Annotated in this window: 22 protein-coding genes; 9 read left to right on the top strand and 13 right to left on the bottom strand. The window is 69.8% G+C overall.

The features are described from left to right. The 6 genes from HDA39_RS02235 to HDA39_RS02210 form a co-directional block, all read right to left on the bottom strand. Window positions 1–648, bottom strand: a complete 648-nt coding sequence (locus HDA39_RS02235; RefSeq protein WP_184805411.1) for a class I SAM-dependent methyltransferase — start codon at window positions 646–648, stop codon at window positions 1–3. A 5-nt stretch (window positions 649–653) separates the two neighbouring features. Continuing rightward, window positions 654–1,811 carry a 16S rRNA (uracil(1498)-N(3))-methyltransferase gene (locus HDA39_RS02230; protein WP_238355958.1) on the bottom strand — a complete coding sequence of 386 codons (1,158 nt, stop codon included), beginning with the start codon at window positions 1,809–1,811 and terminating at the stop codon, window positions 654–656. 23 nt (window positions 1,812–1,834) lie between these two features. Further along, window positions 1,835–2,971 (bottom strand): molecular chaperone DnaJ, encoded by a 1,137-nt coding sequence (gene dnaJ, locus HDA39_RS02225; protein WP_184793577.1) that lies wholly within the window; start codon window positions 2,969–2,971, stop codon window positions 1,835–1,837. Window positions 2,972–2,996: 25 nt separating this feature from the next. Beyond that, window positions 2,997–4,016: a heat-inducible transcriptional repressor HrcA gene (gene hrcA, locus HDA39_RS02220; RefSeq protein ID WP_184793576.1), complete on the bottom strand. Its 1,020-nt coding sequence runs from the start codon at window positions 4,014–4,016 to the stop codon at window positions 2,997–2,999. A gap of 93 nt (window positions 4,017–4,109) precedes the next feature. After that, window positions 4,110–5,213 (bottom strand): Gfo/Idh/MocA family protein, encoded by a 1,104-nt coding sequence (locus tag HDA39_RS02215; protein ID WP_184793575.1) that lies wholly within the window; start codon window positions 5,211–5,213, stop codon window positions 4,110–4,112. Further along, entirely contained in the window at window positions 5,198–5,839 is a 642-nt protein-coding gene (locus tag HDA39_RS02210; protein WP_337925592.1) for a ThuA domain-containing protein, read from the bottom strand. Before HDA39_RS02210 ends, HDA39_RS02215 begins: the two co-directional genes overlap by 16 nt. 132 nt (window positions 5,840–5,971) lie before the next feature. On the opposite strand from HDA39_RS02210, the gene HDA39_RS02205 reads away from it, so the two are divergent. The 6 genes from HDA39_RS02205 to HDA39_RS02180 all read left to right on the top strand — a co-directional run bounded on the left by HDA39_RS02205 (window position 5,972) and on the right by HDA39_RS02180 (window position 10,437). Beyond that, window positions 5,972–6,316, top strand: a complete 345-nt coding sequence (locus HDA39_RS02205) for an EF-Tu/IF-2/RF-3 family GTPase (RefSeq protein WP_202892844.1) — start codon at window positions 5,972–5,974, stop codon at window positions 6,314–6,316. A gap of 23 nt (window positions 6,317–6,339) precedes the next feature. Continuing rightward, window positions 6,340–7,239, top strand: coding sequence for an MBL fold metallo-hydrolase (locus HDA39_RS02200; RefSeq protein WP_184793573.1), 900 nt, complete (start codon window positions 6,340–6,342; stop codon window positions 7,237–7,239). A gap of 79 nt (window positions 7,240–7,318) precedes the next feature. Beyond that, window positions 7,319–8,842, top strand: coding sequence for an NCS1 family nucleobase:cation symporter-1 (locus HDA39_RS02195; protein ID WP_184793572.1), 1,524 nt, complete (start codon window positions 7,319–7,321; stop codon window positions 8,840–8,842). Between the two features lie 61 nt (window positions 8,843–8,903). Beyond that, window positions 8,904–9,149, top strand: coding sequence for a type II toxin-antitoxin system prevent-host-death family antitoxin (locus tag HDA39_RS02190; RefSeq protein ID WP_184793571.1), 246 nt, complete (start codon window positions 8,904–8,906; stop codon window positions 9,147–9,149). Further along, window positions 9,146–9,535, top strand: a complete 390-nt coding sequence (locus HDA39_RS02185) for a type II toxin-antitoxin system VapC family toxin (RefSeq protein ID WP_202892843.1) — start codon at window positions 9,146–9,148, stop codon at window positions 9,533–9,535. Before HDA39_RS02190 ends, HDA39_RS02185 begins: the two co-directional genes overlap by 4 nt. A 77-nt stretch (window positions 9,536–9,612) precedes the next feature. Continuing rightward, window positions 9,613–10,437 carry a DUF3097 family protein gene (locus HDA39_RS02180; RefSeq protein ID WP_184793570.1) on the top strand — a complete coding sequence of 275 codons (825 nt, stop codon included), beginning with the start codon at window positions 9,613–9,615 and terminating at the stop codon, window positions 10,435–10,437. Here the strand turns inward: HDA39_RS02180 and HDA39_RS02175 are convergent. Next, complete coding sequence (locus HDA39_RS02175; RefSeq protein WP_184793569.1) at window positions 10,412–12,997, bottom strand: DUF3376 domain-containing protein; 2,586 nt, start codon at window positions 12,995–12,997, stop codon at window positions 10,412–10,414. The two genes, HDA39_RS02180 and HDA39_RS02175, sit on opposite strands and share 26 nt — an antisense overlap. Window positions 12,998–13,178: 181 nt before the next feature. On the opposite strand from HDA39_RS02175, the gene HDA39_RS02170 reads away from it, so the two are divergent. Both HDA39_RS02170 and HDA39_RS02165 read left to right on the top strand, forming a co-directional pair. Beyond that, on the top strand, window positions 13,179–13,769 hold the full coding sequence (locus HDA39_RS02170) for a hypothetical protein (RefSeq protein WP_184793568.1): 591 nt from the start codon (window positions 13,179–13,181) through the stop codon (window positions 13,767–13,769). Then, window positions 13,762–14,595 (top strand): hypothetical protein, encoded by an 834-nt coding sequence (locus HDA39_RS02165; RefSeq protein WP_184793567.1) that lies wholly within the window; start codon window positions 13,762–13,764, stop codon window positions 14,593–14,595. The genes HDA39_RS02170 and HDA39_RS02165 overlap by 8 nt, the downstream gene beginning before the upstream one ends. Before the next feature lie 9 nt (window positions 14,596–14,604). On the opposite strand, the gene HDA39_RS02160 is transcribed toward HDA39_RS02165, so the two are convergent. From HDA39_RS02160 to hemW, 3 genes are all read right to left on the bottom strand, one after another. After that, window positions 14,605–15,624 carry a substrate-binding domain-containing protein gene (locus HDA39_RS02160; RefSeq protein WP_184793566.1) on the bottom strand — a complete coding sequence of 340 codons (1,020 nt, stop codon included), beginning with the start codon at window positions 15,622–15,624 and terminating at the stop codon, window positions 14,605–14,607. A 27-nt stretch (window positions 15,625–15,651) separates the two neighbouring features. Further along, window positions 15,652–16,986 carry an ABC transporter substrate-binding protein gene (locus HDA39_RS02155; RefSeq protein WP_184793565.1) on the bottom strand — a complete coding sequence of 445 codons (1,335 nt, stop codon included), beginning with the start codon at window positions 16,984–16,986 and terminating at the stop codon, window positions 15,652–15,654. A 227-nt stretch (window positions 16,987–17,213) separates the two neighbouring features. Continuing rightward, window positions 17,214–18,416, bottom strand: a complete 1,203-nt coding sequence (gene hemW / locus HDA39_RS02150) for a radical SAM family heme chaperone HemW (protein ID WP_184793564.1) — start codon at window positions 18,414–18,416, stop codon at window positions 17,214–17,216. An 86-nt stretch (window positions 18,417–18,502) separates the two neighbouring features. Between hemW and HDA39_RS02145 the strand changes: the two genes are divergently transcribed. Further along, the gene (locus tag HDA39_RS02145) at window positions 18,503–20,512 is read left to right on the top strand and encodes an MDR family MFS transporter (protein WP_184793563.1); all 2,010 of its coding nucleotides are present in this window, start codon (window positions 18,503–18,505) and stop codon (window positions 20,510–20,512) included. Between the two features lie 99 nt (window positions 20,513–20,611). On the opposite strand, the gene HDA39_RS02140 is transcribed toward HDA39_RS02145, so the two are convergent. From HDA39_RS02140 to HDA39_RS02130, 3 genes are all read right to left on the bottom strand, one after another. After that, window positions 20,612–22,714, bottom strand: a complete 2,103-nt coding sequence (locus HDA39_RS02140) for a transglycosylase domain-containing protein (protein WP_238355957.1) — start codon at window positions 22,712–22,714, stop codon at window positions 20,612–20,614. A 107-nt stretch (window positions 22,715–22,821) separates the two neighbouring features. Next, on the bottom strand, window positions 22,822–23,613 hold the full coding sequence (locus HDA39_RS02135; RefSeq protein WP_184793561.1) for a MerR family transcriptional regulator: 792 nt from the start codon (window positions 23,611–23,613) through the stop codon (window positions 22,822–22,824). 14 nt (window positions 23,614–23,627) lie between these two features. Next, a complete protein-coding gene (locus HDA39_RS02130; RefSeq protein ID WP_184793560.1) occupies window positions 23,628–24,389 on the bottom strand; it encodes an ABC transporter permease in 762 nt (253 codons plus the stop codon). Window positions 24,390–24,391: the final 2 nt, after the last annotated feature.

The raw sequence follows: 24,391 nt of genomic DNA, 5'->3' as shown, positions 1-24,391 counted from the left end.
TCAGGTCGACTGCACGTCAGGGTGGCGGACGAAGCTGAACAGCTGACGGCCGGGCTCGAGCTGTTGCGGGTCGGCGGTCAGGCGGTGGACGCCGACGGACCAGAGCACGTCGTCCGGGGCGTCGTACGAGACTTCCTCGAAGCCCGCGGTCGTGAACCAGTCCCGGACCGCCGGGCAAAGGTCGGGCTGCTCGCGGGTGCGGGTCCAGACGACGGTCGCGCCGGGGGCGCAGAACTGCGGGAGTGCTTTGACGGTGGTCTCGACGTCGGCGTCGGTGATGTTGCCGAAGACGCCGCAGAACAGCACGAGATCGGCCGGTACGGCGCCGGCGTAGGCGTCGGTCCTGCCTGCGTCGGCCTCGACGACCTCGACGCCGGTGAGACCGTTGACGGTCGCGGCGGCGCGGGCCAGGCCGGCGTTGCGGTGGTCGAGCTCGACGAGCCGCGCGGTGACGCGGCCTCGGGCCGGGTGCGTGGCGAGGACCTCGATCAGGTCGCGGCCCTGGCCCGCGCAGGCGCTGACCGCCTGGAGCTTGGCGTCGGGGTCGGCGTCGAGACGTTCGCGGATCGCCCGTTGCACCGAGGCGAGGCGGCGGCTCAGCGGCGACTCCTCGTCCTCGTACGACGAGTGCCACTCCAGCCAGTCCATCGAGCTCAAGCTGTCGTCCTCCACCGAGAGTTTGCGAGCAGGACCGACGCTGCGGCGACGCCTGCGGTGGATGTCCTCAGGACCGTGTCGCCGAGCAGCACCGGCTCTGTTGCGAAGGCTTCCAGCTCGGCGGCGCTGATGCCACCTTCTGGTCCCACCACGATCACCACGTCGCCGGTGACCGGTGGGTTCATTGTTGCCAGCGGGGTCTTCGCTTCTTCGTGCAGCACGGCGGCCAGCCCGGCGGTTTTCACCAACTGCACAACTTCAGCCGTCGACGCCACCGGAGCCACCTCGCAGAACCAGCTCCGCCGCGACTGCTTGCTCGCCTCGAACGCCCACGACCGCCACTTGGTCAACGTCTTCTCGACCCGTTCGGGGTTGGCCCGGAACTGACTGCGCTCCGCGTTCCACGGAACGATGAGGTCGACGCCGACCTCGGTCAGCATCTCCACGGCAAGCTCAGCCCGCTCCCCCTTGGGCAGCGCCTGTACGACGACCAACCGCGGCGTCGGCTTGGGCACGCTCCCCCGGCGGTCGACCGCGACGGTGACACCGGACTTGGAGGCCTGAGTCACTGATCCTTCGGCGAAGTTCCCAGCACCGTCGGTCAGCCGCAAACGCTCCCCCGGGGTGATGCGCCGCACCACCGCCGCATGGCGCCCCTCGGCCCCGCCGAGCACCAGCTCAGCTCCTCCCCCCTCGGAGGAGGGGGGAGAGGAGGAGCCGCCGCCCCCGGGCTCAGCGGCTACGCCGGGAGCAGCCGCGGGGCCCGCGAGAGCATCCGCCCCGCCGAGCTCGTCGGCTACGCCGGCATCGGCGACCTGCTGGGCGCTCGGGCGAGCGCCCAGGCCCGGCATCACGTCGGCGCCTCCGGGCTCGCCGGCTACGCCGGGAGCGATGGGCTGGGCGCCCGGGCGAGCGCCCGGGGCCGGCATCGCGTCGGCGCCTCCGGGCTCGCCGGCTACGCCGGGACCGGTGGGCTGGGCGCCCGGGCGAGCGCCCGGGCCCGGCATCGCGTCGGCCCCTCCGGGGTCGCGGGCTACGCCGGCATCGGCGAGCTGCTGGGCGCTCGGGCGAGCGCCCAGGCCCGGCATCACGCCGGCGTCGCCGTCCAGCGGCGGCTCGCCCAGGTCTGCCAAGTAGAAGACGGCGAGTCCCATCGTCGGTGTCTGGGTCTGGCTGTTCAGTGGGCGCCGAAGGCGTCGCGGAGGCGGCCGAAGACGCCCTTGTGGGTGGCTTGGACCTGGCCCTGGGGGCGTTCCTCGCCGCGGGCCGCGGCGAGGTCGCGGAGGATCTGGGCCTGGCTGTCGTCGATCTTCGTCGGGGTCTCGACGATGATCTGGACGATCAGGTCACCGCGGCCGGCGTGCCGCAGGCGCGGGACACCGCGGGCGGTCAGGGTCATCGCGGTGCCGGACTGCGTGCCGGGGCGGATCTCCAGCGGGGTGGTCTCGCCTTCCAGCGTCGGCAGGTCGATCGTCGTGCCGAGCGCGGCGGCGGTCATCGGCAGCGTGACCGTGCAGTGCAGGTCGTCGCCGTTGCGGCTGAAGATCTCGTGCGGCTCGACCTCGATCTCGACGTACAGGTCGCCGGCCGGACCGCCGCCGGGGCCGACCTCGCCCTGGCCGGACAGCTGTACGCGGGTGCCGCTGTCGACACCGCCGGGGATCTTCACCGTGACCGTACGGCGGGAGCGCACGCGCCCGTCGCCGGAGCACTCGACGCACGGGCTCGGGATCGTCGTCCCGAAGCCGCGGCAGTTCGGGCACGGGCGCATCGTCCGGACCTCACCGAGGAACGAGCGCTGCGTGTGCGTGACCTCGCCGCGTCCGTGGCAGACCTCGCAGGTGACCGGCTCGGACCCGGCCGCCGCGCCGGACCCCGTACAGGTCGGGCACAGGACGGCGGTGTCGACCTTCAGCTCGCGCGTCGTACCGAACGCGGCCTCGCTCAGGTCGATCCGCAGCGGGATCAGCGCGTCCTGGCCGCGCCGGGTCCGCGGTCGCGGCCCTCGGGTCGCTCCGCCGGTCTGGCCGAAGAAGGCGTCCATGATGTCGGTGAAGGTGAACGCCTGGCCGAAGCCCGCGCCACCCGGTCCGGCGCTCGCGAACGGGTCGCCGCCGAGATCGTGGACCTGCTTCTTCTGCGGGTCGCTCAGCACCTGGAAGGCGCGGCCGATCTCCTGGAACTTGGCGTGCGCGTCCTCGGAGTCGTTCACGTCCGGGTGGTACTGGCGGGCCAGCTTGCGGTAGGCCTTCTTGATCTCGTCCTGGGACGCGTCACGGCTGACGCCGAGAACGGCGTAGTAATCGGTGCTCATACTCCAGACCAGAGGTAGGGGAACGTCATGAGTCGGCCAGGATCTGGCTGACGTAGCGGGCGACGGCGCGGACGGCGCCCATCGTGCTGGGGTAGTCCATGTGGGTCGGGCCGACGATGCCGAGGGTGGCCAGCGCCTCCGACTTGGGGCCGTAGCCGGTCGCGACCACCGAGGTCGTGGCCAGCCCCTCGTACGGGTTCTCGTGCCCGATCCGCACCGTGAGGGTCTGCGGATGGGTCGCCTCGCCGAGGAGCTTGAGCAGGATCACGTGCTCCTCGAGCGCTTCCAGCACGGGTTTCACGTTGCGCTCGAAGTCGTCGCCGTACCGGGTCAGGTTGGCCGCGCCGCCGACCGCGATCCGCTGCTCGCCCTCGTCGGTGAAGGCCTCCAGCAGCGTCGTCACGATCGCCGCGACGAACGGCCGGTCGGCCGGCGGGAAGGTCTCGGCCACGCTGGTCAGCGCGGTCGTCGCGTCGGTCAGCCGCTGGCCGGTGAGCACGGTGTTGAGCCGGGAGCGCAGGTCGGCGACCAGTTGCTCGTCGACGTCGGCGTGGGTCTCGACGATCCGCTGCTCGACCCGGCCGGTGCTCGTGATCAGCACCAGCAGCAACCGCCGCGGGGTCATCGTGACGACCTCGACGTGCCGGACGCTGGAGCGGATCAGCGTCGGGTACTGCACGATCGCGACCTGGCGGGTGATCTGCGCGAGCAGCCGGACGGTACGCCGTACGACGTCGTCCAGGTCCACCGCGCCACCGAGGAACGACGAGATCGCCTTCTTCTCCGCCGCGGACAGCGTCTTGACCGTGCTCAGCTTGTCGACGAACAGCCGGTACCCGGCGTCGGTCGGGATCCGGCCGGCGCTGGTGTGCGGCTGGGTGATGTACCCCTCCTCCTCCAGCGCGGCCATGTCGTTGCGCACCGTCGCCGGCGAGACGCCGAGGTTGTGCCGGTCGACCAGGGTCTTGGACCCGACCGGCTCGTGGGTCGCCACGTAGTCCTCGACGATGGCCCGGAGCACGTCCAGTTTGCGCTCGTCCAGCACGCGCACCACCCTCTCTCGGTCGGCCGTAACGTCCCGACTGGCACTCAGTCAGTCCGAGTGCCAGTCTACCGACCCGTAGCAGCGGTTCGCTGATCAGGCAGTTTCGGGCGAGGCTCCCAACGGTACTGCGGCCGGGCGCTCGACCGTGCTGGTGACGTCCACCGGCTGGTCCTTGGCGGCCGCTTCGAGCAGTGACTCCAGGACGTCGAGCACGTGGAACGCCAGCGCACCGTCCGCGCGATGCGGCCCGCCGGTACGGATCGCGCGCGCCAGGTCAGCAACCCCGACACCCCGCCCTGCTCCGGCGTACCCGCCGGCCACCGGGACCTCGGTCCACTCGCGCTGGGCGGCGGTCGCGATCTCGACCGTGCCGTCGAACGCGTTCGGGTCGGGGACGGACAGGCTGCCGTCGGTGCCGTAGATCTCGATCCGCGGCAGCCGCGCGGCCCACACGTCGAACGACATCAGCACGGTCGTCAGCGCGCCCGACTCGTGCTCGAGGATGCCGGTGACGTGCGTCGGGACGTCGACCGGGAAGATCGCCCCGGCCCGCGGCCCGGTGTGCACCTTGCGCTCGTCCTGCGAGCGCCCAGCGCGCCCGGTCACCCGGCGTACCGGGCCGAGCAGGGTCACCAGACTGGTCACGTAGTACGGACCCATGTCGAGTAGCGGGCCGCCGCCGGGCTGGTAGTAGAACTCCGGCGCCGGGTGCCACAGCTCGTGCCCAGGCGTGACGAACGACGCACTCGCAGCAGTCGGTACGCCGATGTCGCCGCGGTCGATCACGGCGCGCGCGGTCTGCGTCCCGGTGCCGAGCACGGTGTCCGGCGCACAACCGATCCGCAGGCCCTTCGCCTCGGCGAGCTCGAGCAGCGGCTTGGCCTCGGCCCGGTCGACGGCCAGCGGCTTCTCGCCGTACGTGTGCTTGCCGGCCTCGAGCGCGGCCCGGTGCACCGGCGCGTGCGCGGCCGGGATGGTCAGGTTGAGTACCACGTCGACGTCGGGGTCGGCCAGCAGGTCGTCCGATGACAACGGCCGTACGCCGGGGTGCGCGTCGGCCACGGTCTGGGCCCGCGACACGTCCAGGTCGGCCACCGCGGCCACCTCGACGCCCGGCAGCTTGGCCAGGTGGTCCAGGTAGGTGCCGCTGATGACGCCGGTGCCGACGATCCCGATCCGGGTCACTTGCTCGCCCACAGCAGCCCCCGCTCGACGATCGTGCGGACCTCGGGGGTGTCCAGGTCGGCGAGGCTGTGGCCCGGCGTACAGACGAAGACCTTGCCGTCGCCCCAGGTGCGGGTCCAGACCGCGGGCATCGTCGCGCCCTCGATCCACGGGTAGTCCGGGTGCGCCCGGAAGGTGGTCGTCGCCAGGACGTTGTTGCTCGGGTCGGCGTGCACGTAGTACTGCTCGGTGTGCAGGTCGAACTGCTCGATGCCCTCGACGATCGGGTGGTCGGCGACCACCTCGATCCGGTGGTCGACGAAACCGCCCGGGTGCGAGATGAACTGGCCGCCGGTCATGAAGCTGTAGTCCACGTTGCCGCGGAACGAGTCGACGATGCCGCCGTGCCAGCCGGCCAGACCGGTCCCGGCGCGGACCGCGGCCTCCAGGCCCTTGGTCTCCTCGGCGGTGATCTCACCCATGCTGATGCACTGCAGCACCAGGTCGGTGCCGTCCAGATCGAGGTAGCTCGAGGTGCTGTCCGAGACGGTGACCTCGAAGTCGTTGTCCCGCAGGAAGGGGATGAACAGCTCGGTCGCCTCGACCGGGAGATGGCCTTCCCAGCCGCCCCGGACCACCAGTGCCCGTCGTGTCGTCACGCCGCCTGCCCTTCAGAGATCGGATCTGTGAACCGCCTAGGCGACCCTAGGCGCGTCCCACCGGCCCTTCAAGCCCCTTCCCAGCCGGTGGATATCGCTTACCGGAACCGGCCACGACATAGGGTCACTGATATGGGATGGAAGTTCTGGAAGAACGACGAGCGGCCGCAGGACGCCGTGACGACGACGGCGCCGCGGGTGCAGGACGACGTGCCGTTCCAGCTGCGGGTGGAGGACGTGTTCTCGATCACCGGTCGTGGCACCGTCGTCACCGGGCGGGTGCTGGCCGGGGTGATCCGCGTGAACGACTCCGTCGGGGTGCAGCGCGGCGGGGCCGAGGTGCTGCGGACGGTCGTGTCCGGGGTCGAGATGTTCCGGCGGACCACCGACCAGGCGGTCGCGGGCGACAACGTCGGGCTGCTGCTGAAGGATGTGGACAAGTCGGACGTGCAGCAGGGTGACGTGCTGACCCCCTGACACCGAAGGCTAAAGTCCGTGGCATGAGTGAGTGGACCGAGCTGGGTGATCGATGCTGGGTCCGCCGGTATCGCGAGTGGGACCTGAACGTCGGGCTGGTCGTCGGTGACGACGGCGCGCTGGTGATCGATCCGCGGGCGTCGACCGCGCAGGCCGAGCAGGTGCTGGCCGAGATCCGGGAGCTGACCGATCGGCCGGTGAAGTGGGTCGTGAACACGCACGCGCACTTCGACCACACGTTCGGGAACTCAGCCATTCTCAAAGCAGCTGGTACGGAGGCCGCGAGCTACGCGCACGAGAACGCCGCGACGGCGCTGGCCGAGCGCGGGCCGGCGCTGCAGGAGCACTACCGCGACCACCCGGGCACCGACCCGGCGTACCCGGAGATCCCGGCCGAGGTGCTCGCCGAGGTCGCCGCGACCGAACTGGTTGCCGTCGACAACACTTTCTCCGTCGCCAAGGTGATCGACCTGGGCGGCCGGCGGGTCGAGCTGCTGCACCTGGGCAACGCGCACACCGACGGGGACGCGGTGGTCGTCGTACCGGAGGCCGACGTGTTCTTCGTGGGCGATCTGGTCGAGGAGTCCGCGCCGCCGTCGTACGGCGACGACTCGTACCCGCTGGAGTGGCCGGAGACGCTCGACCGTGTGATCGGGCTGCTCGGCGCGGAGTCGAAGGTGGTCCCGGGACACGGTGCGGTCGTCGACGCGGAGTTCGTCCGCGACCAGGCCGGGCGCCTCGGCACGGTCGCGAACACGATCTCCGGGCTGCACCACGCCGGGACGTCGCTCGACGACGCGCTGAAGCACACCGACGACTGGCCCTGGCCGATCGAGCACCTGGAGCACGCCGTACGCCGTGGGTACGCCGTACTGGGTGCTCCGCGTCGCCCGACGCTGCCACTGCTGGGCCCCGAGCACTAGTCGTGGTTATCCGTTGACACAGTGACACCTCATCCCGCACGTTGTGTGCGAGGCGCCCCGACGGGATGAGGTGGGACCGATGGTCAGCACGGATCAGCTCGATCACCCGGACGGAAGGGTCGAGCTCGACGACCCGACCGTGGTCACGCAGAGCCGGTACGGCAACGAGGAGCTCGCGCCGACCCGGATCAGTCAGCGGCGCTGGACGACGTACAACTACGCGGCGCTGTGGATGGGGATGGCGCACAACATCCCCAGCTACCTGCTCGCCTCCGGCCTGGTCGCGCTCGGGATGAACTGGCTGCAGGCCTTCCTCACCATCACGTTGGGCAACCTGATCGTGCTGGTGCCGCTGCTGCTGAACAGCCATGCGGGGACCAAGTACGGGATCCCGTTCCCGGTGTTCGCGCGGGCCTTCTACGGCGTCCGCGGCGCGAACTTCCCCGCGTTGCTGCGGGCCTTCGTCGCCTGCGGCTGGTTCGGCATCCAGACCTGGATCGGCGGGCAGGCGATCCACGTGATCGTCGGTGAGCTGGCCGGGTCGGGCTGGCAGAACGCGTCGGCGGTCGGTGGGCACCCGTGGACGTTGTGGCTGAGCTTCGCGTTCTTCTGGCTGCTGCAGATGTGGCTGATCTGGCGCGGGATCGAGGGGCTGCGGCGGTTCGAGAACTGGGCCGCGCCGCTGGTCACGGTCGCGTTCCTGGCGCTGATGATCGCGATCCTGGTCAAGGCCGGCGGGCCCGGCCCGATCCTGTCGCAGCCGTCGGCGCTCGGCTGGGACGCCGACTTCTGGAAGATCTTCGCGCCGTCGCTGATGGGCATGATCGCGTTCTGGGCGACGCTGTCGCTGAACATGCCGGACTTCACCCGGTTCGGCGCCGGGCAGCGCCAGCAGGTGATCGGGCAGATCATCGGGCTGCCGACGACGATGTCGTTCATCGCACTGGTCTCGATCGTCACCACGTCCGGCACGGTGATCGTCTACGGCTCGGCGATCTGGGACCCGGTCGAGCTGACCCGCCGGTTCGAGAACCCGGTCGTGGTGGTCGTCGGTCTGGTGATGGCGATCCTGGCCACGATGTCCTGCAACGTCGCCGCGAACGTCGTCAGCCCGTCGTACGACTTCGCGAACGCGCTGCCGCGGTGGCTGACTTTCCGTACGGCGGGGTTGCTGACCGGCGTGATCGGCGTACTGATCCAGCCCTGGCGGCTGCTCACCGACCCGGACATCTACATCTTCGCCTGGCTCGGTTTCTACGGCGGCCTGCTCGCGTCGGTCGCCGGGGTCCTGATCGCCGGCTACTGGCTGCTCGACCGCACCAACCTGTTCCTCGCCGACCTCTACCTCCCGCACCGCCGCTACTGGTACTGGGCCGGCTGGAACTGGCGAGCCGTTCTCGCCACCGTGATCGGCTCGGTCCTCGCCGTCGGCGGCGCGTACGGCGGCCCGTTCCCCGCCGACGGCCTCATTCCGTTCCTCCAGCCCCTCTACGACTACTCCTGGGTCGTCGGCCTCACCGCCGGCCTGCTCGTCTACCTGGGCCTGACCCTCGTCCTGCCGCACCGCACCACCCGGGCCACCCACGCGACCGCGTCGCTCTGAATTGCCCGGAGGGGCGATTCGGCCTAAGATTAGCTAACTGGACTAAGCAGAGGGAGCCATCGTGACCGTTGATGCCCTGCAGTTCAACATGCACGAGGCGAAGACCCAGCTCTCCCGCATCATCGAACGCGTCGAGCACGGCGAGGAGATCGTCATCAGCCGCGCGGGGCGGCCGGTCGCCCGGATCGTCCCGCTGGAGCGCACGGCCCGGTCCGGCCGTGGCTCGCTGACCGGCTTCTGGGCCGCCGAGGACTGGGACTCCGCCGAGACCAACGCCGAGATCGCCCGGGACTTCCTGCCGTCATGATGCTGTCCCCGGCCCGGCTGCTGCTGGACACGCACGTCGTCCTGTGGTGGCTGAGCGACAGCGACGAGCTCTCCCTGGGCGTGAAGGACCTGATCGATTCCGAGCTCGAGGTGTACGTCAGCGTCGCCAGCCTGTGGGAGATCTCGATCAAGACGGCGGCCGGCAAGCTGCGGATGCCGGAGCACTGGCTCGACGTCATCGGCCAGAGCGGCCTGCTCGAACTCCCGATCCGCGCCCACCACGCCGCCGAGGCCGGGCAACTCCCACCCCTGCACCGCGACCCCTTCGACCGCCTGCTGATCGCCCAGGCCCAGCACGAAGGCCTCACCCTGGTCACCCGCGACAAGTTCATCCACGCCTACGAGGTCGAGCACCTCGCGGCCTGAGTTCCGCCGGGCCGCAAAAGCCCTTCCAGGGTGTGTGGTTGACGGGGGAAAGACCGTTCTGGGCATACGGTTCGGGGGTGGCTGACAGGTATGGGAACGACGTGCTGGCCGGGGATTGGCGTAAGCCGAAGAACGGGCGGACCGTAGAGGTCGCGCTCGAAAAGGGGATGGTGGTCGAGGAGCCGACGTCCGGGTTCGTGGGGGCGGTGGTGCGGTGGGAGCACGGCGTCGTCGATCTCGAGGACCGGCACGGGAAGATCCGGACCTATCCGATGGGGCCCGGGTTCTGGGTGGACGGCAAGCCGGTGAGTCTGGTCGCGCCGAAGAAGGCGGGGCCGGCCAAGAAGACCACAACCGCGTCGGGGTCGGTCGCTGTGGACGGCGTCCGGGCACGCGTCGCGCGGGCGAGCCGGATCTACGTCGAAGGGCGGCACGACGCCGAACTGGTCGAGCGGGTCTGGGGTGACGACCTGCGGATCGAAGGGGTCGTCGTCGAGTACCTGGAGGGCATCGACGACCTGCCGGCGATCGTCAACCGGTTCCAGCCGGGGCCCGGGCGGCGCCTCGGCGTACTGGTGGACCACCTGGTCGACGGCTCGAAGGAGTCCAAGATCGCGGCCCAGGTGAACAACCGGCACGTGCTGGTCGTCGGGCACCCGTTCATCGACATCTGGGAGGCGGTCAAGCCGTCGTCGGTCGGGATCGCGGAGTGGCCGAAGATCCCGTACGGCGAGGACTGGAAGAAGGGCGTGCTGAAGACCTTCGGCTGGCCGGCCACCGACCAGGCCGACGTCGCGGCCGCCTGGAAGCACATCCTGTCGAAGGTGAAGAGCTTCGCCGACCTCGACCCCGCACTGCTCGGCCGGGTCGAGGAACTCATCGATTTCGTGACGATGGACTGATCTCGGGCAGCCGGGCGGCGATCCAGCGCCGGATCCGCTGCCGTACCCGGCGGACGTACCAGGACACGACGAACAACACCGCCGCCAACGCCAGCACGACCCCGGCCAGCAACGCAGCAACGATCCGTACGCCGGGCGCCCCAACCACCCCCGCCACCACCAGCAGCAGTACGGCGACCCCAGCCGCCGCCACCGGCAACCACGGCTCGAACACCAACGGACGCCGGACAGCACCAAGATCCGGCGACCGGACCAGCCGTCCCCACAACGTCTCCCGCGCCGGCTTGGTGAACCAGCGAACAGTCCGCAGCAACCACGACCGCGGCTCGTTCTTCCGCGCCGCCGACGCCTTCATCCACTCGCCGACCTGCGGACTCAGCCCGCCCGACACCTCGACCAGCCGATCGGCCAGCCCGCGCGTGGTCGCGCGCCCGGCCTTCGATCCGTTCAGCTCGTCGCGCATCGTCGTCAATGCACCGAGCCCGGCGGCGACCGGGAAGTCCTCGGCCAGCTTCCGCACCTGCAGCGCCAGCTCGTCGACCGTCCACTCCTCCGACGCGAGCACCTGCCGCTGCGTCTCGCGGATCCAGTCCGGCTCCGCGCCGAGCATCGCGCCGAGATGCGCGACGCAGTGCAGCCGACCCATCAGCCAGTCCCACCGCCGCCACTCGGCCGCGCCGAACGCGCCGAAGTGACCGACCTGGGTCCCGTACAGGATCCTGTCCTTCAGGTCGTTCGCGATCGACCCCTCGGGCAGTTCGTCGAGCAGCGTCAGCGGGATGTCCGGCCCGAGCCGCAGGAACTGGAACGGCGCACTGCGCTGCTGCGGCGTCCGCGCCGACGTACAGCGCGACACGATCTCCACCTCCAGCGCGGTCTCGACCAGCACCGGCCCGACCACCGCGACCAGCGTCGCGAACTCGTCGCCGAGCGCGCGCTGGATCTGCAGCGACTCGAAGATGTCGTTCAGCCCGACCGCGACCGCCTCGGCACCACCGGCCGGCCGCAGGTCGAGATCCGCTACCGCCAGCTCGGCCGCCAGCGCGTCCCGGACCGCCAATACCTTCAGCAACGCGTCACTCGATGCCTTCAGCCACTTCTCCAGGACGTCGCGGTCGCCGGTCGCGCCGTTGTCGATCTGCGTCCGCAGCGACCGCAGCACCAGCCGTACGACGCGCTCGGCCGCGCCCGTTCCCCAAGGCCAGCAGGGATTCCCGTCCGCGTCCTGCGTCAGCAACGCCGTCGACCCGTCCGGCCCAGGAACCCACGGATGGTCCGTCGCGAGGATCTCGTCGACCTCCGGCTCGGACAACGCCGTCGCCGCGTCGAGCACCGTCGACCGGTCCGGCGAGGCCACCGTCACGGCCTCCCAGACCCCGCCCGCGGCCCGCCCGCGCGAGTACGTCGGCTGCAGCAGCGCCGCCGCCTTGTGCAGGGCGCCCCGGTTCTCCGGGTGGTGCACGCACCGGTCGTACAGCCGCTGCGTGTCGGACCACGACGCATCCGCCTCGAGCAGCAGCCGTTCGAGCTGCTCGACGTCGGACCGGAAGTCCACCTCGCGCGGGAACTGCACCGCCGACAGCGCGGCCACCTGCCAGCCCGGTTCGGTTGCCTCAGGCAACCGAGTCGCGGCCAGCCCGATCCCTGCCGACGGTACGACGTACAGCACATACCGGCTCGCCTTCCCCGTCACCGGCCGTCGGGCGACGACGTCGAGCACCGGCCCGAACGGCGCGTTGTCGAGCACGCCGCCGTCCACCAGCCAAGCGCCGGATCCGGTGTGTGCACCAGGTTGCAGCCGGGGCGGATTGGTCGCCATGTTCGGCGTCTCCAGCACCGGCCCGAACGCGACCGGGAACGACGCCGACGCGCGCGCGGCGCGGGCCAGGAGCTTGGTGTTCGCCAGCCCGTTGACCGGATCGACCGAGAACGACCGCGTCGCGCCGTCGTACAGGGCCCGTTGCTCGCTGGTGAAGCAGAACAGGTACCGATGGTCCGGTACGACGAACCGCTGCCCCGCCGCGTCCTTGGCCTCGAACTGCTGCACCCCGAGCCCGGACGCGGTCACGAACAACGTCACCGGCTCGGCCGCCGCGGACTGCCCGCCGCCGGCGACGCCCTTGAGCAACTGTTTGAGCTCGGTCAGGAAGTAGTCGCCGTCGAGCACCGACGTGGACGGCTTGCCGACCGCGGGGACGAGCTTGCCGACCTCCAGCGATCCCAGGCCGACCCACTTCTGCCGCAGCCACGGCCCGTGGTCGTCGCCGGGATCGAGCGTCGAGCCGTGCGACACGGCGGTCGCGAGCAACGACCCGTTCAGGCCGCCGGCGCTGGTCCCGGCGATCACGTCGACGACGAGCTTGCGTTGCTCGCCGTCGCGGCGGCACAGGTCGCGCCAGCGTTGCGCCAGCTGTTCGTCGTACGGCTGGGACGGCGGTGCCTGGCCGCCCGCCGACGCGCGGCGGATCAGGTCGAGCTCGTGCGTGACGCCGCCCATCCAGACCGCCAGACTGACGCCTCCGTTGAGCACCAGCGCGATCCGGATCTCGTGGTCGGACATGGTCTCCCCCCTCGTCCACTACGAGGAATACCACGCGGGGAACTACAGAAACAGAGTTCGGCAGCGGAGAGTGAACATAGCGGCCCTGAACTGTTGCCGACCCGCCGTACCCGGATCACTCTGGGAGGTGGGGGTGGTGCTGATGTCCCAACTGGGCTGTGCAATTCCCTTCAGGGCATCGATGGTCCTGCTGGTGGCGCTGTGCCTGGCAGGATGTTCGGCAGGCAACGACGAAGCCGGCGGTGACGAACCGGCCGGCGGTACGACGACGACCACGACCGCGCCGGCCGAGACCGAGAGCACCGACGAGCCGTCGGTCGAGCCGACCGAACCGGAGAAACCGCAGACCGAGCAGAACAAGCCCGCGATCAAGAACGCGAAGCTGCCGGTGGGTGGTCAGGTCGAGTTCGACGACGAGGGCAAGGCGTGCTTCGCGCCCGCGTGGGGATCGGGTGAACTGCCGTCCGGCGTGGAGATCCTCGCGGTGAAGTACGAGCTCACCGACACGTCGGTCGTGAAGTTCGGTGCGGGTACGTGCCCGGAGGGACCGCCCTGTGTCGAGGGCACCCAGTTCGGCAGTGGCGCGGAGAGCTGCTACTTGCAGCTGGAGAAGGCAGGCACCGGTCAGACGGTGCTCAACATCTACGGCGACGTGACGTGCACCTCCGAGGACGACTGCGCGAAGGTGCAGAACGACTACCTGCAAGCGGGTGGCCTGACGATCTCGGTCGAGGGCGAAGGCGAGGAGTCGCCGAGCCCCTCGGATGGCTGAGCAGCGCGCCCAGCTCGAACGCTGGGTGAGCTTCGCCGCCGGCATCGTCGCGCCGGTCACGCTGATCAGCGCGCTGCTGTTCTACTTCGGCTACGTCTCCGCGCGGTCGCAGTACGAGTACTTCGGCATCGACGTCGACACGATCGGCCTGAGCACGCAGGACTACGTGATGCGCAGCCCGCAGCCGCTGCTGGTCCCGCTGCTCGTCCTCACCCTGCTCGCCGTCGCCGGACTGCTGCTGCACAACGCGATCCACCCCACCGAGCTCGCCGTACGACGAACCGCCGCGGGCTCCGCCGTACTGCTGATGCTGGGTGTCGCCGGCCTGTTCCTCTACCCGGCGATCGGCCACCTCGCGTACTACGCGCTCGTCGTCCCCGTGGTGATCGGCCTCGCGGCCGCCGCGCTCGGCTATCTCTCGTACGTCGCCGCCCGGCTCGCGAAGCGGCGTCCTCCCGTCGTACTGATCGTGCTGCTCGGCGTCGTCACCACGACCTGCGCGTTCTGGGCGACCGCGACCACAGCGCAGTACTCCGGCCGCGGCCTGGCCAAGTCGGACGCGGAGAACCTCGGCCAGTTCCCGTCCGTCATCCTCGACACCAAGGAGCGACTCCAGCTCCGCTCCCCCGGTCTGGAGGAGACGGCGCTGCGGGCCAGCACCGGCCAGACCTTCAACTACCGGTACCGCGGTCTGCGGCTGCTCGTGGTCGGCGACAACCGCCTGTTCCTCGTGCCCAACCAGTGGAACCCGTCCAACACCACGCTGGTGGTGTCACTGGACGCGTCGATCCGCGTCCAGTTCCAGTTCCAGAACGACCCGCCCTAGGGCTGTCTCTCAGGCGGACCCGCGGACGATCAGCTCGGTGCCGTAGATCTCCGGGCTGGTCAGGTGGGCGCCGCCGATCTTGGCGATCAGGATCTCGGCCAGGCGGGAGCCCAGCTTCTCCACCGGCTGGCGGACCGTGGTGAGTTGGGGTGTGGTCGTGGTCGCGACGACCGAGTCGTCGAAGCCGACCACCGACACGTCGTCCGGCACGCGGCGTCCGCGCTGGGACAGCACCCGCAGCGTCGCCGTCGCCATCAGGTCGTTCGCGACGAAGATGCCGTCCAGGTCCGGGTACTCGTCGAGCAGCTGGATCGTCGCCTGCTCACCACCCTCGGCGGTGAAGTCGCCGAACGCCACGGCCTCCGCGAAGCCCGCCTCGGCCGCGACCTCCTGGTACCCGGTCAGCCGGTCCAGGCCGGCGGTCATGTCGAGCGGACCGGCGATGATGCCGATCTGCTTGCGCCCCTTGGCGAGCAGGTACTCGACCGCCGTCCGGGCTCCGGCCACGTTGTCGACGTCGACGCTGGCGACCGGCACCTCGACGCCGATCGGGCGCGCGCTGAACACGATCGGCAGCGGGAGCTGGGCCAACTCCTGCAGCACGTTGTCGCGGCCGTGGTGGCTGACGATGATCGCGCCGTCGACGTGCCCGCCGCGCAGGTACCGCAGCAGGCGCTGGTCGTCGCCCTCGGCCGGCTCGATCAGCAGCACCAGCTGCGACGAGGTCGGCGCCATCGTCCGGCTCACGCCGCGCAGGATCCCGGCGAAGAACGGGTCGGAGAACACCCGGCTGTCCGGCTCGGGCATCACCAGCGCGACCGAGTCCGTACGCCGGGTGACCAGCGCGCGGGCCGCCCGGTTCGGGACGTAGCCGAGCTGGCCGATCGCCTGCTCGACCGCGGCGACCGTGTCCGGCAGCACCTTCGGCGAACCGTTCACGACGCGGGACACCGTCGCGCGGGACACGCCGGCCAACGCGGCGACCTGCTCCAACGTCGGAGTCCCACCGGCGAGACCTTCAAATGCCACGGGACCTCCTCGAAGAAACAACTTATGTTAGTTGTTCATTCTGGCGTTCGCAGCTTTCTCGGCTTCGCGCAGGGCCTGTTTCCACGCCGCGGACGGGCTCTGCTTGCCCTGGTCGACGCGTTCGAGGGCCTTGGAGAAGACCTGGTTGATCTCACCGTCGCGCGGGCCCTTGTGCTGCTTGAGGATCACGTTGTTGGCCCGGTTGATGAAGATCTGCCCGACCGGCGCGTTGTTGAAGTACGCGTTGACCTGCGACTTCACCTGCTCCGCGTCGTAGGCGTCGACGGTCGACGGGAACGAGCCGACCTTCTTGAACACCTTGATCTGCTGCTCCGGCGCGGTCAGCCAGGCGGCCAGTTTCGCGGCCTCCGCCGGCTGTCCCGACTGGACCGGCACGGTCAGGTACGACCCGCCCCAGTTGCCGCCCCCACCGGGGAACACGTCGGCGACGTCCCACTTGCCCTTGCCGAACGTCCCCGCGTTGTCCTGGATCACCCCGAGCAGCCACCCCGGGCAGGCCATCGTCGCGAACGCGTCGGTCCGGAAGGCCTTGGTCCACGCGTCGCTCCAGGTCGGCAGCTTCGCCGACAGCCCGTCCTCGCTGCCCGCGACGATCTGGTTCCAGGTCTTGTGCAGCAGCTCGTTGTCCTCGCCCAGGTAGCGGTCCTGGTTGGAGTAGTAGGCCTCGATCAGCTGGTTGCGCATGGCGTCCCAGGTCAGTGACGCCGAGTCGTACCAGGCCGAGTTCGGCACCTTGGCCTTGAACCGGCGCCCGTAGGAGAAGTACGACGCCCAGTCGGGGAACAGCTTGGCGACCTCGGCCCGGTCCGTCGGCAGCCCGGCCTTGGCGAACAGGTCGCGCCGGTAGCAGATCGCCTCCGGCCCGATGTCGGTGCCGTACCCGATGATCTTGCCGCCCGGCGCGGTGGCGCCGGCGACCTTCCAGTCCAGCCAGCGCTTCGTCAGGTCGCCGGCGCCGTAGTCGCGCAGGTCGACGAACTTGTCCGCCTTGGCCAGGTACTTGTAGATCCAGCTGACCTCCATCGCCTCGATGTCGGCCATCCCGGATCCCGAGGCCAGGTTGGTCTCCAGGTTCTTGATGTGCTCGTCGACGGTCGCGGCGCGGCGCTCGGTGATCTTGACGTTCGGGTGGGCGGCCTCGTACTCGCGGTACAGGTCGCCGTAGCCGAACTCGTTGAAGGTCGCGATGGTCAGCTCGACCCGGGGGCCGTCGCCGGCGCTGTCGCGGGACGCGCTACCGGGCTGGTCGGTGTTCCCGCCGCAGGCGCCGACCAGCAGGGTGAGGCTGCAGGCGAGCACGGCGGCAGTACTGCGGGGGCGGAGGCGGGCCTTGGGCCGCATGTGAGTTGCTCCCTGTGACTCGGACGGGTTGAGAGCGCTCCCCTTTCGGAAAGTGACCTGAGTTTCGAGCGTTTCCACCGGGTGTGTCAAGGACCACACCGTCACGCTGAGATACCAACGCACCTTGGTCAGTACATACCCGGTGCTTTGATCACCGTCAGCACCACGCCGATGACCGAGTGCTCCGTTACCTGGGAGTTTGGTGACTTGTCCGGACTTTTGACCGCTCAGGTGAGCAGGTCGCGGACCACCGCGTCGGCCAGCAGCCGACCACGCCGTGTGAGCACCAGACGATCGTCGACGACATCGGCCAGGCCGTCCAGCCCGGGCAGCGCGGCGCGTCCGCCGGCGTCCAGTACGTCGAGCGGAAGACCGGCCCGGAGCCGGACCTCGAGCAGGACCCGTTCGACCCGGCGGGTCTCCTCGTCGAGGATCTCCCGCGCGTACGCCGGACTCTCGCCGGCCGCGATCCGTTCGGCGTACGCACTCGGGTGCTTGACGTTCCACCAGCGGACCCCGCCGACGTGGCTGTGCGCACCCGGGCCGATCCCCCACCAGGTGTCGCCGCGCCAGTAGAGCTCGTTGTGGCGGCAGCGCGCGTCGTCGGCCTTGGCCCAGTTCGACACCTCGTACCAGGTGAGTCCGGCCGCGGTGAGCAGGTCGTCGGCGAGCACGTACTTGTCGGCCAGATCGTCGTCGTCCGGCATCGGCAGCTCGCCGCGGCGGACCCGCCGGGCGAGTTGGGTGCCGTCCTCGACGATCAGGGCGTACGCGCTGACGTGGTCGGGTTCCGCGGACAGCGCCGACTCCAGCGACGCGCGCCAGTCGTCTAGCGTCTCCCCCGGCGTACCGTAGATCAGGTCGAGATTGACGTGCCGGAAACCGGCCGCGGTCGCCTCTTTCACGGCGTCCAGAGCTCGGCCCGGCGTGTGCTGGCGATCGAGGATCTTCAGCACGTGCGAGGTGGCGCTCTGCATCCCGAAGCTGACCCGGGTGAACCCGGCTTCGAGCAGTTCCTCAAGGTAGCGCTGGTCGACGGACTCCGGATTGGCTTCGGTGGTCACCTCGGCACCGGGCGCCAGACCGAACTCGTCGCGGACGGCCTTGAGCATCGCCCCGAGGTCCTTGGCCGGCAGCAGGGTCGGCGTACCGCCCCCGAAGAACACCGTGTCGACCGGCTTCTCGTGCGGCAGCACCTGGCGCGCGAGCCGGACCTCCCGCACCGCGGTCTCGGCGTACGACGCCTGCGAAGCACCGCCGCCGAGCTCCTTGGCGGTGTAGGTGTTGAAGTCGCAGTAGCCGCAGCGCGACGCGCAGAACGGGACGTGCAGGTAGAACCCGAACGGCCTGGTGGCGGACTCGGCGACGGCGGCGTCCGGCAGCGACCCGTCCCGGGGCGCGACCTCTCCCTCAGGCAGTGTCGATGGCACGTCTCCCATGCTACGGACCCGTGTTCGCAACCTGGTTGCGGCGGTTCCTTGGTCGCTGTGTGTATCTGAGTCGCTACATTCGGCTCATGGACACCGAGGCGCGGCCCGTCGGCCGAGGAACCCGGAACGCGGTGGTCGTCGCGATCATGCTCGGAATGTTGCTCGCGGCCCTCGACCAGACGATCGTGGCGACCGCGCTGCCGACCATCACCAGCGACCTCGGCGGCGCGAACCACCTGTCCTGGGTGGTCACCGCGTACCTGCTGGCCGAGACGATCATGACCGCGCTGGTCGGCAAGTTCGGCGACCTGTACGGGCGCAAGCGGATGTTCCTGATCAGCGTCGTGCTGTTCCTGGCCGGCTCGGCCCTGTGCGGGATGGCCGACTCGATGCTCTGGCTGGTCGGCTCCCGGGCGATCCAGGGGCTCGGTGCCGGCGGCCTGCTGGTGACGTCGACCGCGGTGATCGCGGACGTCGTCCCGCTGAGCGAGCGCGGCAAGTACCAGGGCTTCATCGGTTCGGTCTTCGGCGTCTCGACCGTCGCCGGGCCGCTGCTGGGCGGGCTGTTCGTCGACCAACTCAACTGGCGCTGGGCGTTCTACGTGAACATCCCGCTCGGCATCCTCGTCCTGGTCGTCGCGTCGTTCACGCTGCCGTCGGTGAAGGCGGCGGTCGGGCCGAAGATCGACTACCTCGGCATCCTGCTGATCGGGCTGGCCGCGACCGGGCTGACGCTGGTCACGACGTGGGGCGGCAACGAGTACGACTGGACGTCGCCGGTGATCCTGGCGATGGCGGTCGGGTCGCTGATCGCGCTCAGCCTGTTCGTGCTCGTCGAGCAGCGCGCGGCCGAGCCGTTGCTGCCGATGCGGTTGTTCCGGTCCGGCGTGTTCACGGTGTGCTCGGTGCTGAGCTTCATCATCGGGTTCGCGATGCTCGGCGGGGTCACGTTCCTGCCGACGTACCTGCAGTACGTGCACGGCGCCTCGGCCACCGACTCCGGGCTGCAGATGCTGCCGTTGGTGATGGGGCTGCTGGTCGCGTCGATCGGCGTCGGTCAGGTGATCAGCAAGACCGGCCGGTACCGGCCGTTCCCGATCATCGGAACGGTGCTGATCGGGGGTGGGCTGTACCTGCTGTCGCTGCTGACCAACAGCACGCCGTACTGGACGACCGCGCTGTTCATGGTCGTCCTGGGTCTGGGGGTCGGGCTCTGTATGCCGGTGCCGACGGTCGTGGTGCAGAGCACGGTCGACTACAAGGATCTCGGGGTGGCGACGTCCGGGGTGAGCTTCCTGCGGACGATGGGCAGCTCGTTCGGCGTCGCTGTCTTCGGCTCGATCTACGCGTCGGAGCTGCCCGCCAAGCTGGCGGGGGCTGTTCCGGAGGGCGTCGATCCACGGCTGGCGGCGACGGTCGAGGGGGTTCGGTCGCTGCCTCCTGCGGCGCGGGAGCCGGTCACGGCCGCGTACGCCGAGGCGCTGCACGTCGTGTTCCTCACCGCCGTACCGGTCGCGCTGCTCGGGTTCGTCGTCGCTCTGCTGCTGAAGCAGGTCCCGTTGCGCGACACCGCGCGGATGACCGCCGGCGGCAACTCCGGCGTCGGCGAGAGCTTCGCGGCCCCGTCGTCCTTCGACTCCGAGCACGAACTGCAGAAGCTCGTCGCGCTGATCGTCCAGAACCACAAACGCAGCCCCGCCCCCGAGGTCCTCGCCGAGTCCGGCATCCCGCTGAACCTCGCCCAGGCCTGGATGATCATGCGCGTCTTCCGCGGCGGCGCCGAGCACGGCTCCGCCACGCTCGCCGAGATCACCGGCGACCTGAAGGTCCCACCGGCGGTCTTCGAGCCGCTCGCCGCCCAGCTGGTCGCCGACGGGTATCTCTCGGAGGTCCTCGGGCACTACCGCTTCACGCCGTACGGGCTGGAGATGTTCCAGCGCTTCATCGGCGCCTACCGCCGCTGGCTGCTCGCCCGCCTGGACGACTGGGAAACCACCGAGGACTTCTCGGAGGCGATCGACAAGATCGCCGAACAGATGCTCGACCGGGGCCACTCGCTCACCACCGGCAAACACGCGGCGCTGCTCGACGCGTGATGACAGACCAGCCTTTCAAGTACCGGCCACCGATCGGGCGCTGGTACTTGTGAGGTGACGGGCGACGAGGTTTGTCGTCAGGTGTGCCTCGGTCCCGGGCTAGCGGGTTCGGTCGTTGCCTCGGCCTCGGTTGTCGTCTTCCCGAGGCTTCTTCTTCTCGTCGTCCGGCTTCTTCTGATCAGCACCGACGACCTTGGGAGTCGGCGGGACGAAGCGCCGCAATGGCAGGCCGGGCAGTGCCTTCTGCATGGTGGTCTTCCACAGCGGCCCGGCCGTCCCGGAGCCGGTGGGGTCGGCGATGTCGCGGCCGTCGAGCGTGTGGCCGTACATGAGGTTCGTGTACGGGAGGTTGGCATCGGCGACGACCGAGGCCGCGGCGAGGTTCGGGGCGTAGCCGGCGTACCAGACCGCGCGGTTGTCCTGGATGGTTCCGGTCTTGCCGGCCAGATCCCACTTGCCGAAGTTGAGGCGCCCGCCGGTGCCGCCTGGCTCCATCACCGCACTGAGCACCCGGTTCACACCATCGGCGACCTGCGGCGAGAGCGCCTGCTTGCAGGAGCGGCCGGGGGTTTTGATCGGTTTCCCGGCGTTGTCCTTGATCGAGGTGACCAGCAACGGCGTGCAGTACTTGCCGCGCGCGGCGAACGTCGCGTACGCGTTCGACAGCATCAGCGGGGTCGTGTAGCCGACGCCGAGGGTGAAGGACACGACCTGGTCGAGCGGCCCGAGCGTCTGGGCGTTGTACATGCCGAGCTTCGCCGCGATCGTCGCCGGCGCGCACAGCCCGGTCCGCTGCGACAGCTGGAGGAAGTACGTGTTGGTCGAGTACCTGGCCGCCTCGATCATGGTCAGGTCGCCGCTCCTGGTCGAGTTCTGCGGCTGGTAGTCCGGGTCCCTGGTGTACCCCTTGCAGGTCCGGAAACGCTTGCCGCTGAGATCGATCTGCTGCGGCGAGTTGATCCGGTAGCTCAGCGGAAGACCCCTCGCGATCGCCGCCGCGACCGTGAACGCCTTCATCGTCGAACCGTTCTGGAACCCGCCGTACCCACCGGCGTACGACTTCTCGACGTTGTAGTTGTACGCCGTCTGGTACTTGCCGTTGCCGTACGGCTTGCTCTGCACCATCGCCTTCACCACGCCCGTGCCCGGCTCGACCACGGTGATCGCGGCGACGGCGGTGTCGCGGGGTTTGGTGTGCTCGTTGATCGACGCCTGCGCGGCCGCCTGGATCCGCGGGTCGAGCGACGTCACGACCGACAGCCCGCCGGTCTTCAGGTAGTGGTCGCGCTCCTTCGCGTTCGCCCCGAGCGCCGGGTTCTGCAGCAGCTTCGACACGACGTACTCGCAGTAGAACGGGTAGCGCGACCCGGCGCAGCCGTTCGGGACCTTCCGGATCTTGGCCAGGTCGACCACCGGCGCCTTGAGCGCCGCGGCGGTCTGCTTGGCGGTGATCAGGTTCAGTTCCTGCATCCGGCGCAGGACCACATCGCGGCGGTCGCGCGCCCGCTTCAGGTTGTTGGTCGGGTCGTAGCCGGTCGGGTTCTTCACCAGACCGGCCAGCAGCGCGGCCTGCGGCAGGGTCAGGTCGCCGGCCGACGTCCGGAAGTAGTGCTGCGCGGCAGCCTGTACGCCGTACGCGCCGTCGCCGAAGTTCGCCAGGTTCAGGTACCGCTCCAGGATCTGGTTCTTGGAGATCTGCTTCTCCAGCGCGATCGCGTAGCGCAGCTCCGCCACCTTGCGCTGGTACGTCACGGCCGTCGCCGCCGCGCGGTCCTCCGCGGTCTCCGCCTTCGCGATCAGGCTCAGCTTCACGTACTGCTGGGTGATGCTCGAACCGCCCTGCTGCACCGAGCCCTCGGTCTGGTTGCGGACCAGCGCGCGCAGCGTGCCCTTCGCGTCGAGGGCGCCGTGGGAGTAGAACCGCGAGTCCTCGATCGCCACGATCGCCTGGCGCATCACCGCGCTGACCCGGTTGAGCGGCACCGGCACCCGGTTCTGCTCGAACAGCGTCGCGATCAGGCTCCCGTCCGCGGCGAAGATCCGGCTGCGGATCTGCAGCGGCTCGGTCACCAGCTCCTGCGGCAGGCTCTCGACCGTCTCGGACACCTTGCGCGTCCCGAGGTCGACCAGGCCGGTCAACGGGATCACCAGCCCGGCCGCGAGCGCACCGGACAGCACGCTCACGCCGATGAACTTGTTCAACGACCGAACGAAGTTGCGACCGCCCCTGCCGGTGGCATCCACTCTTCCACGGTAAGGGAGATCACGGCTTCCCCGGGCGTTTCGTAAGCAACCTGTGAGGTTGCCATTCAGTTGCCCTGGGCAATCTGAGCGGCCCGCTCGGCCGGCACCCGCTCGATCCGGGTCCAGCCCTTCCAGCCGCGCCGCTCCAAGATCGTCACGATCCGCCGGGCGACCGGTGAGGCCTCGACCATGACCGCGTCCAGCAGCTCGACGAACGGGTCGTCGACGCTCCCGCCGTCCATCTCCCCCGCACCGACCCCACGGACCATGCGCCGTTCGAGGATGTCGACGATCTCGACGACCCGGGGATCGTCGGCCGGCCAGTCGGACACGTCGCTGAGCAGCCGGTAGAGCCGCAGCATGTCGGGATCCCGCAGATCCTCGTGCTTCCTGGCGATCACGGCCTCGACCAGCTGCGGGGCCTGGGCCGCGACCAGGATCCACGCGTCCCGCTCCAGTACGACGTACCGCTCGTCGACGCCCAGGCCGCGAAGCCGATCGAGGTAGTCCACGACGCTCTGCGGGAGGGCCAGGTGCTCCCCCGCCGCGAGCCGGGCGATCCGTCGGCGGTTGGCCTGCAGCCGCCGGATCTCGGTCCGCAGCTCCTGGTCGATCGCCTGGACGCCGGCGGCGAACTCGTCCGGGCTCGCCTCCAGGAGCTCCTGCACGCGGGCCAGCGGGACCCCGGCGTCGGCCAGGGTGTGGATCCGGATCAGCCGCACCACCGCGGCAGCGTCGTAGCTGCGGTACCCCGAGTGGTCGCGCCCGGGCTCGGGCAGCAGCCCGATCTGGTGGTAGTGGCGCACGGCCCGGACCGTCACCCCCGCGTACGCCGCCAGCCGGCTGATGGTGAGCATGGGATCAGCCTGCCTCAGGCGATCTTGCGGCGGTAGGCGGCCATCGCCCCGGCGTACGCGATCACCAGGATGCCGGCGCACCACAGCAGCGCGACCCAGCTGTCGCCGCCGGCCGGCTGCCCGGCCAGCAACGACCGGATCGTGTCGACGATCGACGTCACCGGCTGGTTCTCCGCGAACCAGCGCACCGGACCGGGCATCGTCGCGGTGGGCACGAACGCCGAACTGACGAACGGCAGGAAGATCAGCGGGTACGAGAACACGCCGACCCCGTCGACCGACGACGCGGACAGACCCGCGATCACCGCGATCCAGGTGAGGGCCAGGATGAACAGGACCAGGATCCCGGCGACGCCGAGCCATGGCAGGACGCCGGCGCCCGACCGGAAGCCCATCAGCAGCGCGACCGCGACGACGACCACCAGCGAGATCAGGTTGGCGACCAGCGAGGTCAGGACGTGCGCCCACAGCACGCTGGACCCGGCGATCGGCATCGACCGGAATCGTTCGAGGATCCCGCTCTTCAGGTCCATGAACAGCCGGAACGCGGTGTAGGAGATGCCGGAGCCGATCGTGATCAGCAGGATGCCCGGGAGCAGGTAGTCGACGTACCGGGCCCTCCCGGTGTCGATCGCGCCGCCGAACACGTAGACGAACATCAGCATCATCGCGATCGGCATCACCGCGGTCGACAGGACGGTGTCCAGGCTGCGGGTGACGTGGCGCAGGGTCCGCCCGGTGAGGGCGGCGGTGTCGCCGAGGAAGTGGGTGGGCATCG

The sequence above is a fragment of the Kribbella italica genome, from assembly GCF_014205135.1.
Lineage (GTDB): Bacteria > Actinomycetota > Actinomycetes > Propionibacteriales > Kribbellaceae > Kribbella > Kribbella italica.
Note: the sequence above shows the minus strand (reverse complement) of the source record. Positions and strands in the feature narration are given on the sequence as shown.

Coding starts and splice junctions, on each gene's coding strand:
- HDA39_RS02235 (WP_184805411.1), bottom strand. CDS start 648: ATGGACTGGCTGGAGTGGCACTCGTCGTACGAGGACGAGGAGTCGCCG.
- HDA39_RS02230 (WP_238355958.1), bottom strand. CDS start 1,811: ATGGGACTCGCCGTCTTCTACTTGGCAGACCTGGGCGAGCCGCCGCTG.
- dnaJ (WP_184793577.1), bottom strand. CDS start 2,971: ATGAGCACCGATTACTACGCCGTTCTCGGCGTCAGCCGTGACGCGTCC.
- HDA39_RS02205 (WP_202892844.1), top strand. CDS start 5,972: ATGGGATGGAAGTTCTGGAAGAACGACGAGCGGCCGCAGGACGCCGTG.
- HDA39_RS02200 (WP_184793573.1), top strand. CDS start 6,340: ATGAGTGAGTGGACCGAGCTGGGTGATCGATGCTGGGTCCGCCGGTAT.
- HDA39_RS02195 (WP_184793572.1), top strand. CDS start 7,319: ATGGTCAGCACGGATCAGCTCGATCACCCGGACGGAAGGGTCGAGCTC.
- HDA39_RS02185 (WP_202892843.1), top strand. CDS start 9,146: ATGATGCTGTCCCCGGCCCGGCTGCTGCTGGACACGCACGTCGTCCTG.
- HDA39_RS02175 (WP_184793569.1), bottom strand. CDS start 12,997: ATGTCCGACCACGAGATCCGGATCGCGCTGGTGCTCAACGGAGGCGTC.
- HDA39_RS02170 (WP_184793568.1), top strand. CDS start 13,179: ATGGTCCTGCTGGTGGCGCTGTGCCTGGCAGGATGTTCGGCAGGCAAC.
- HDA39_RS02165 (WP_184793567.1), top strand. CDS start 13,762: ATGGCTGAGCAGCGCGCCCAGCTCGAACGCTGGGTGAGCTTCGCCGCC.
- HDA39_RS02155 (WP_184793565.1), bottom strand. CDS start 16,986: ATGCGGCCCAAGGCCCGCCTCCGCCCCCGCAGTACTGCCGCCGTGCTC.
- HDA39_RS02145 (WP_184793563.1), top strand. CDS start 18,503: ATGGACACCGAGGCGCGGCCCGTCGGCCGAGGAACCCGGAACGCGGTG.
- HDA39_RS02135 (WP_184793561.1), bottom strand. CDS start 23,613: ATGCTCACCATCAGCCGGCTGGCGGCGTACGCGGGGGTGACGGTCCGG.
- HDA39_RS02130 (WP_184793560.1), bottom strand. CDS start 24,389: ATGCCCACCCACTTCCTCGGCGACACCGCCGCCCTCACCGGGCGGACC.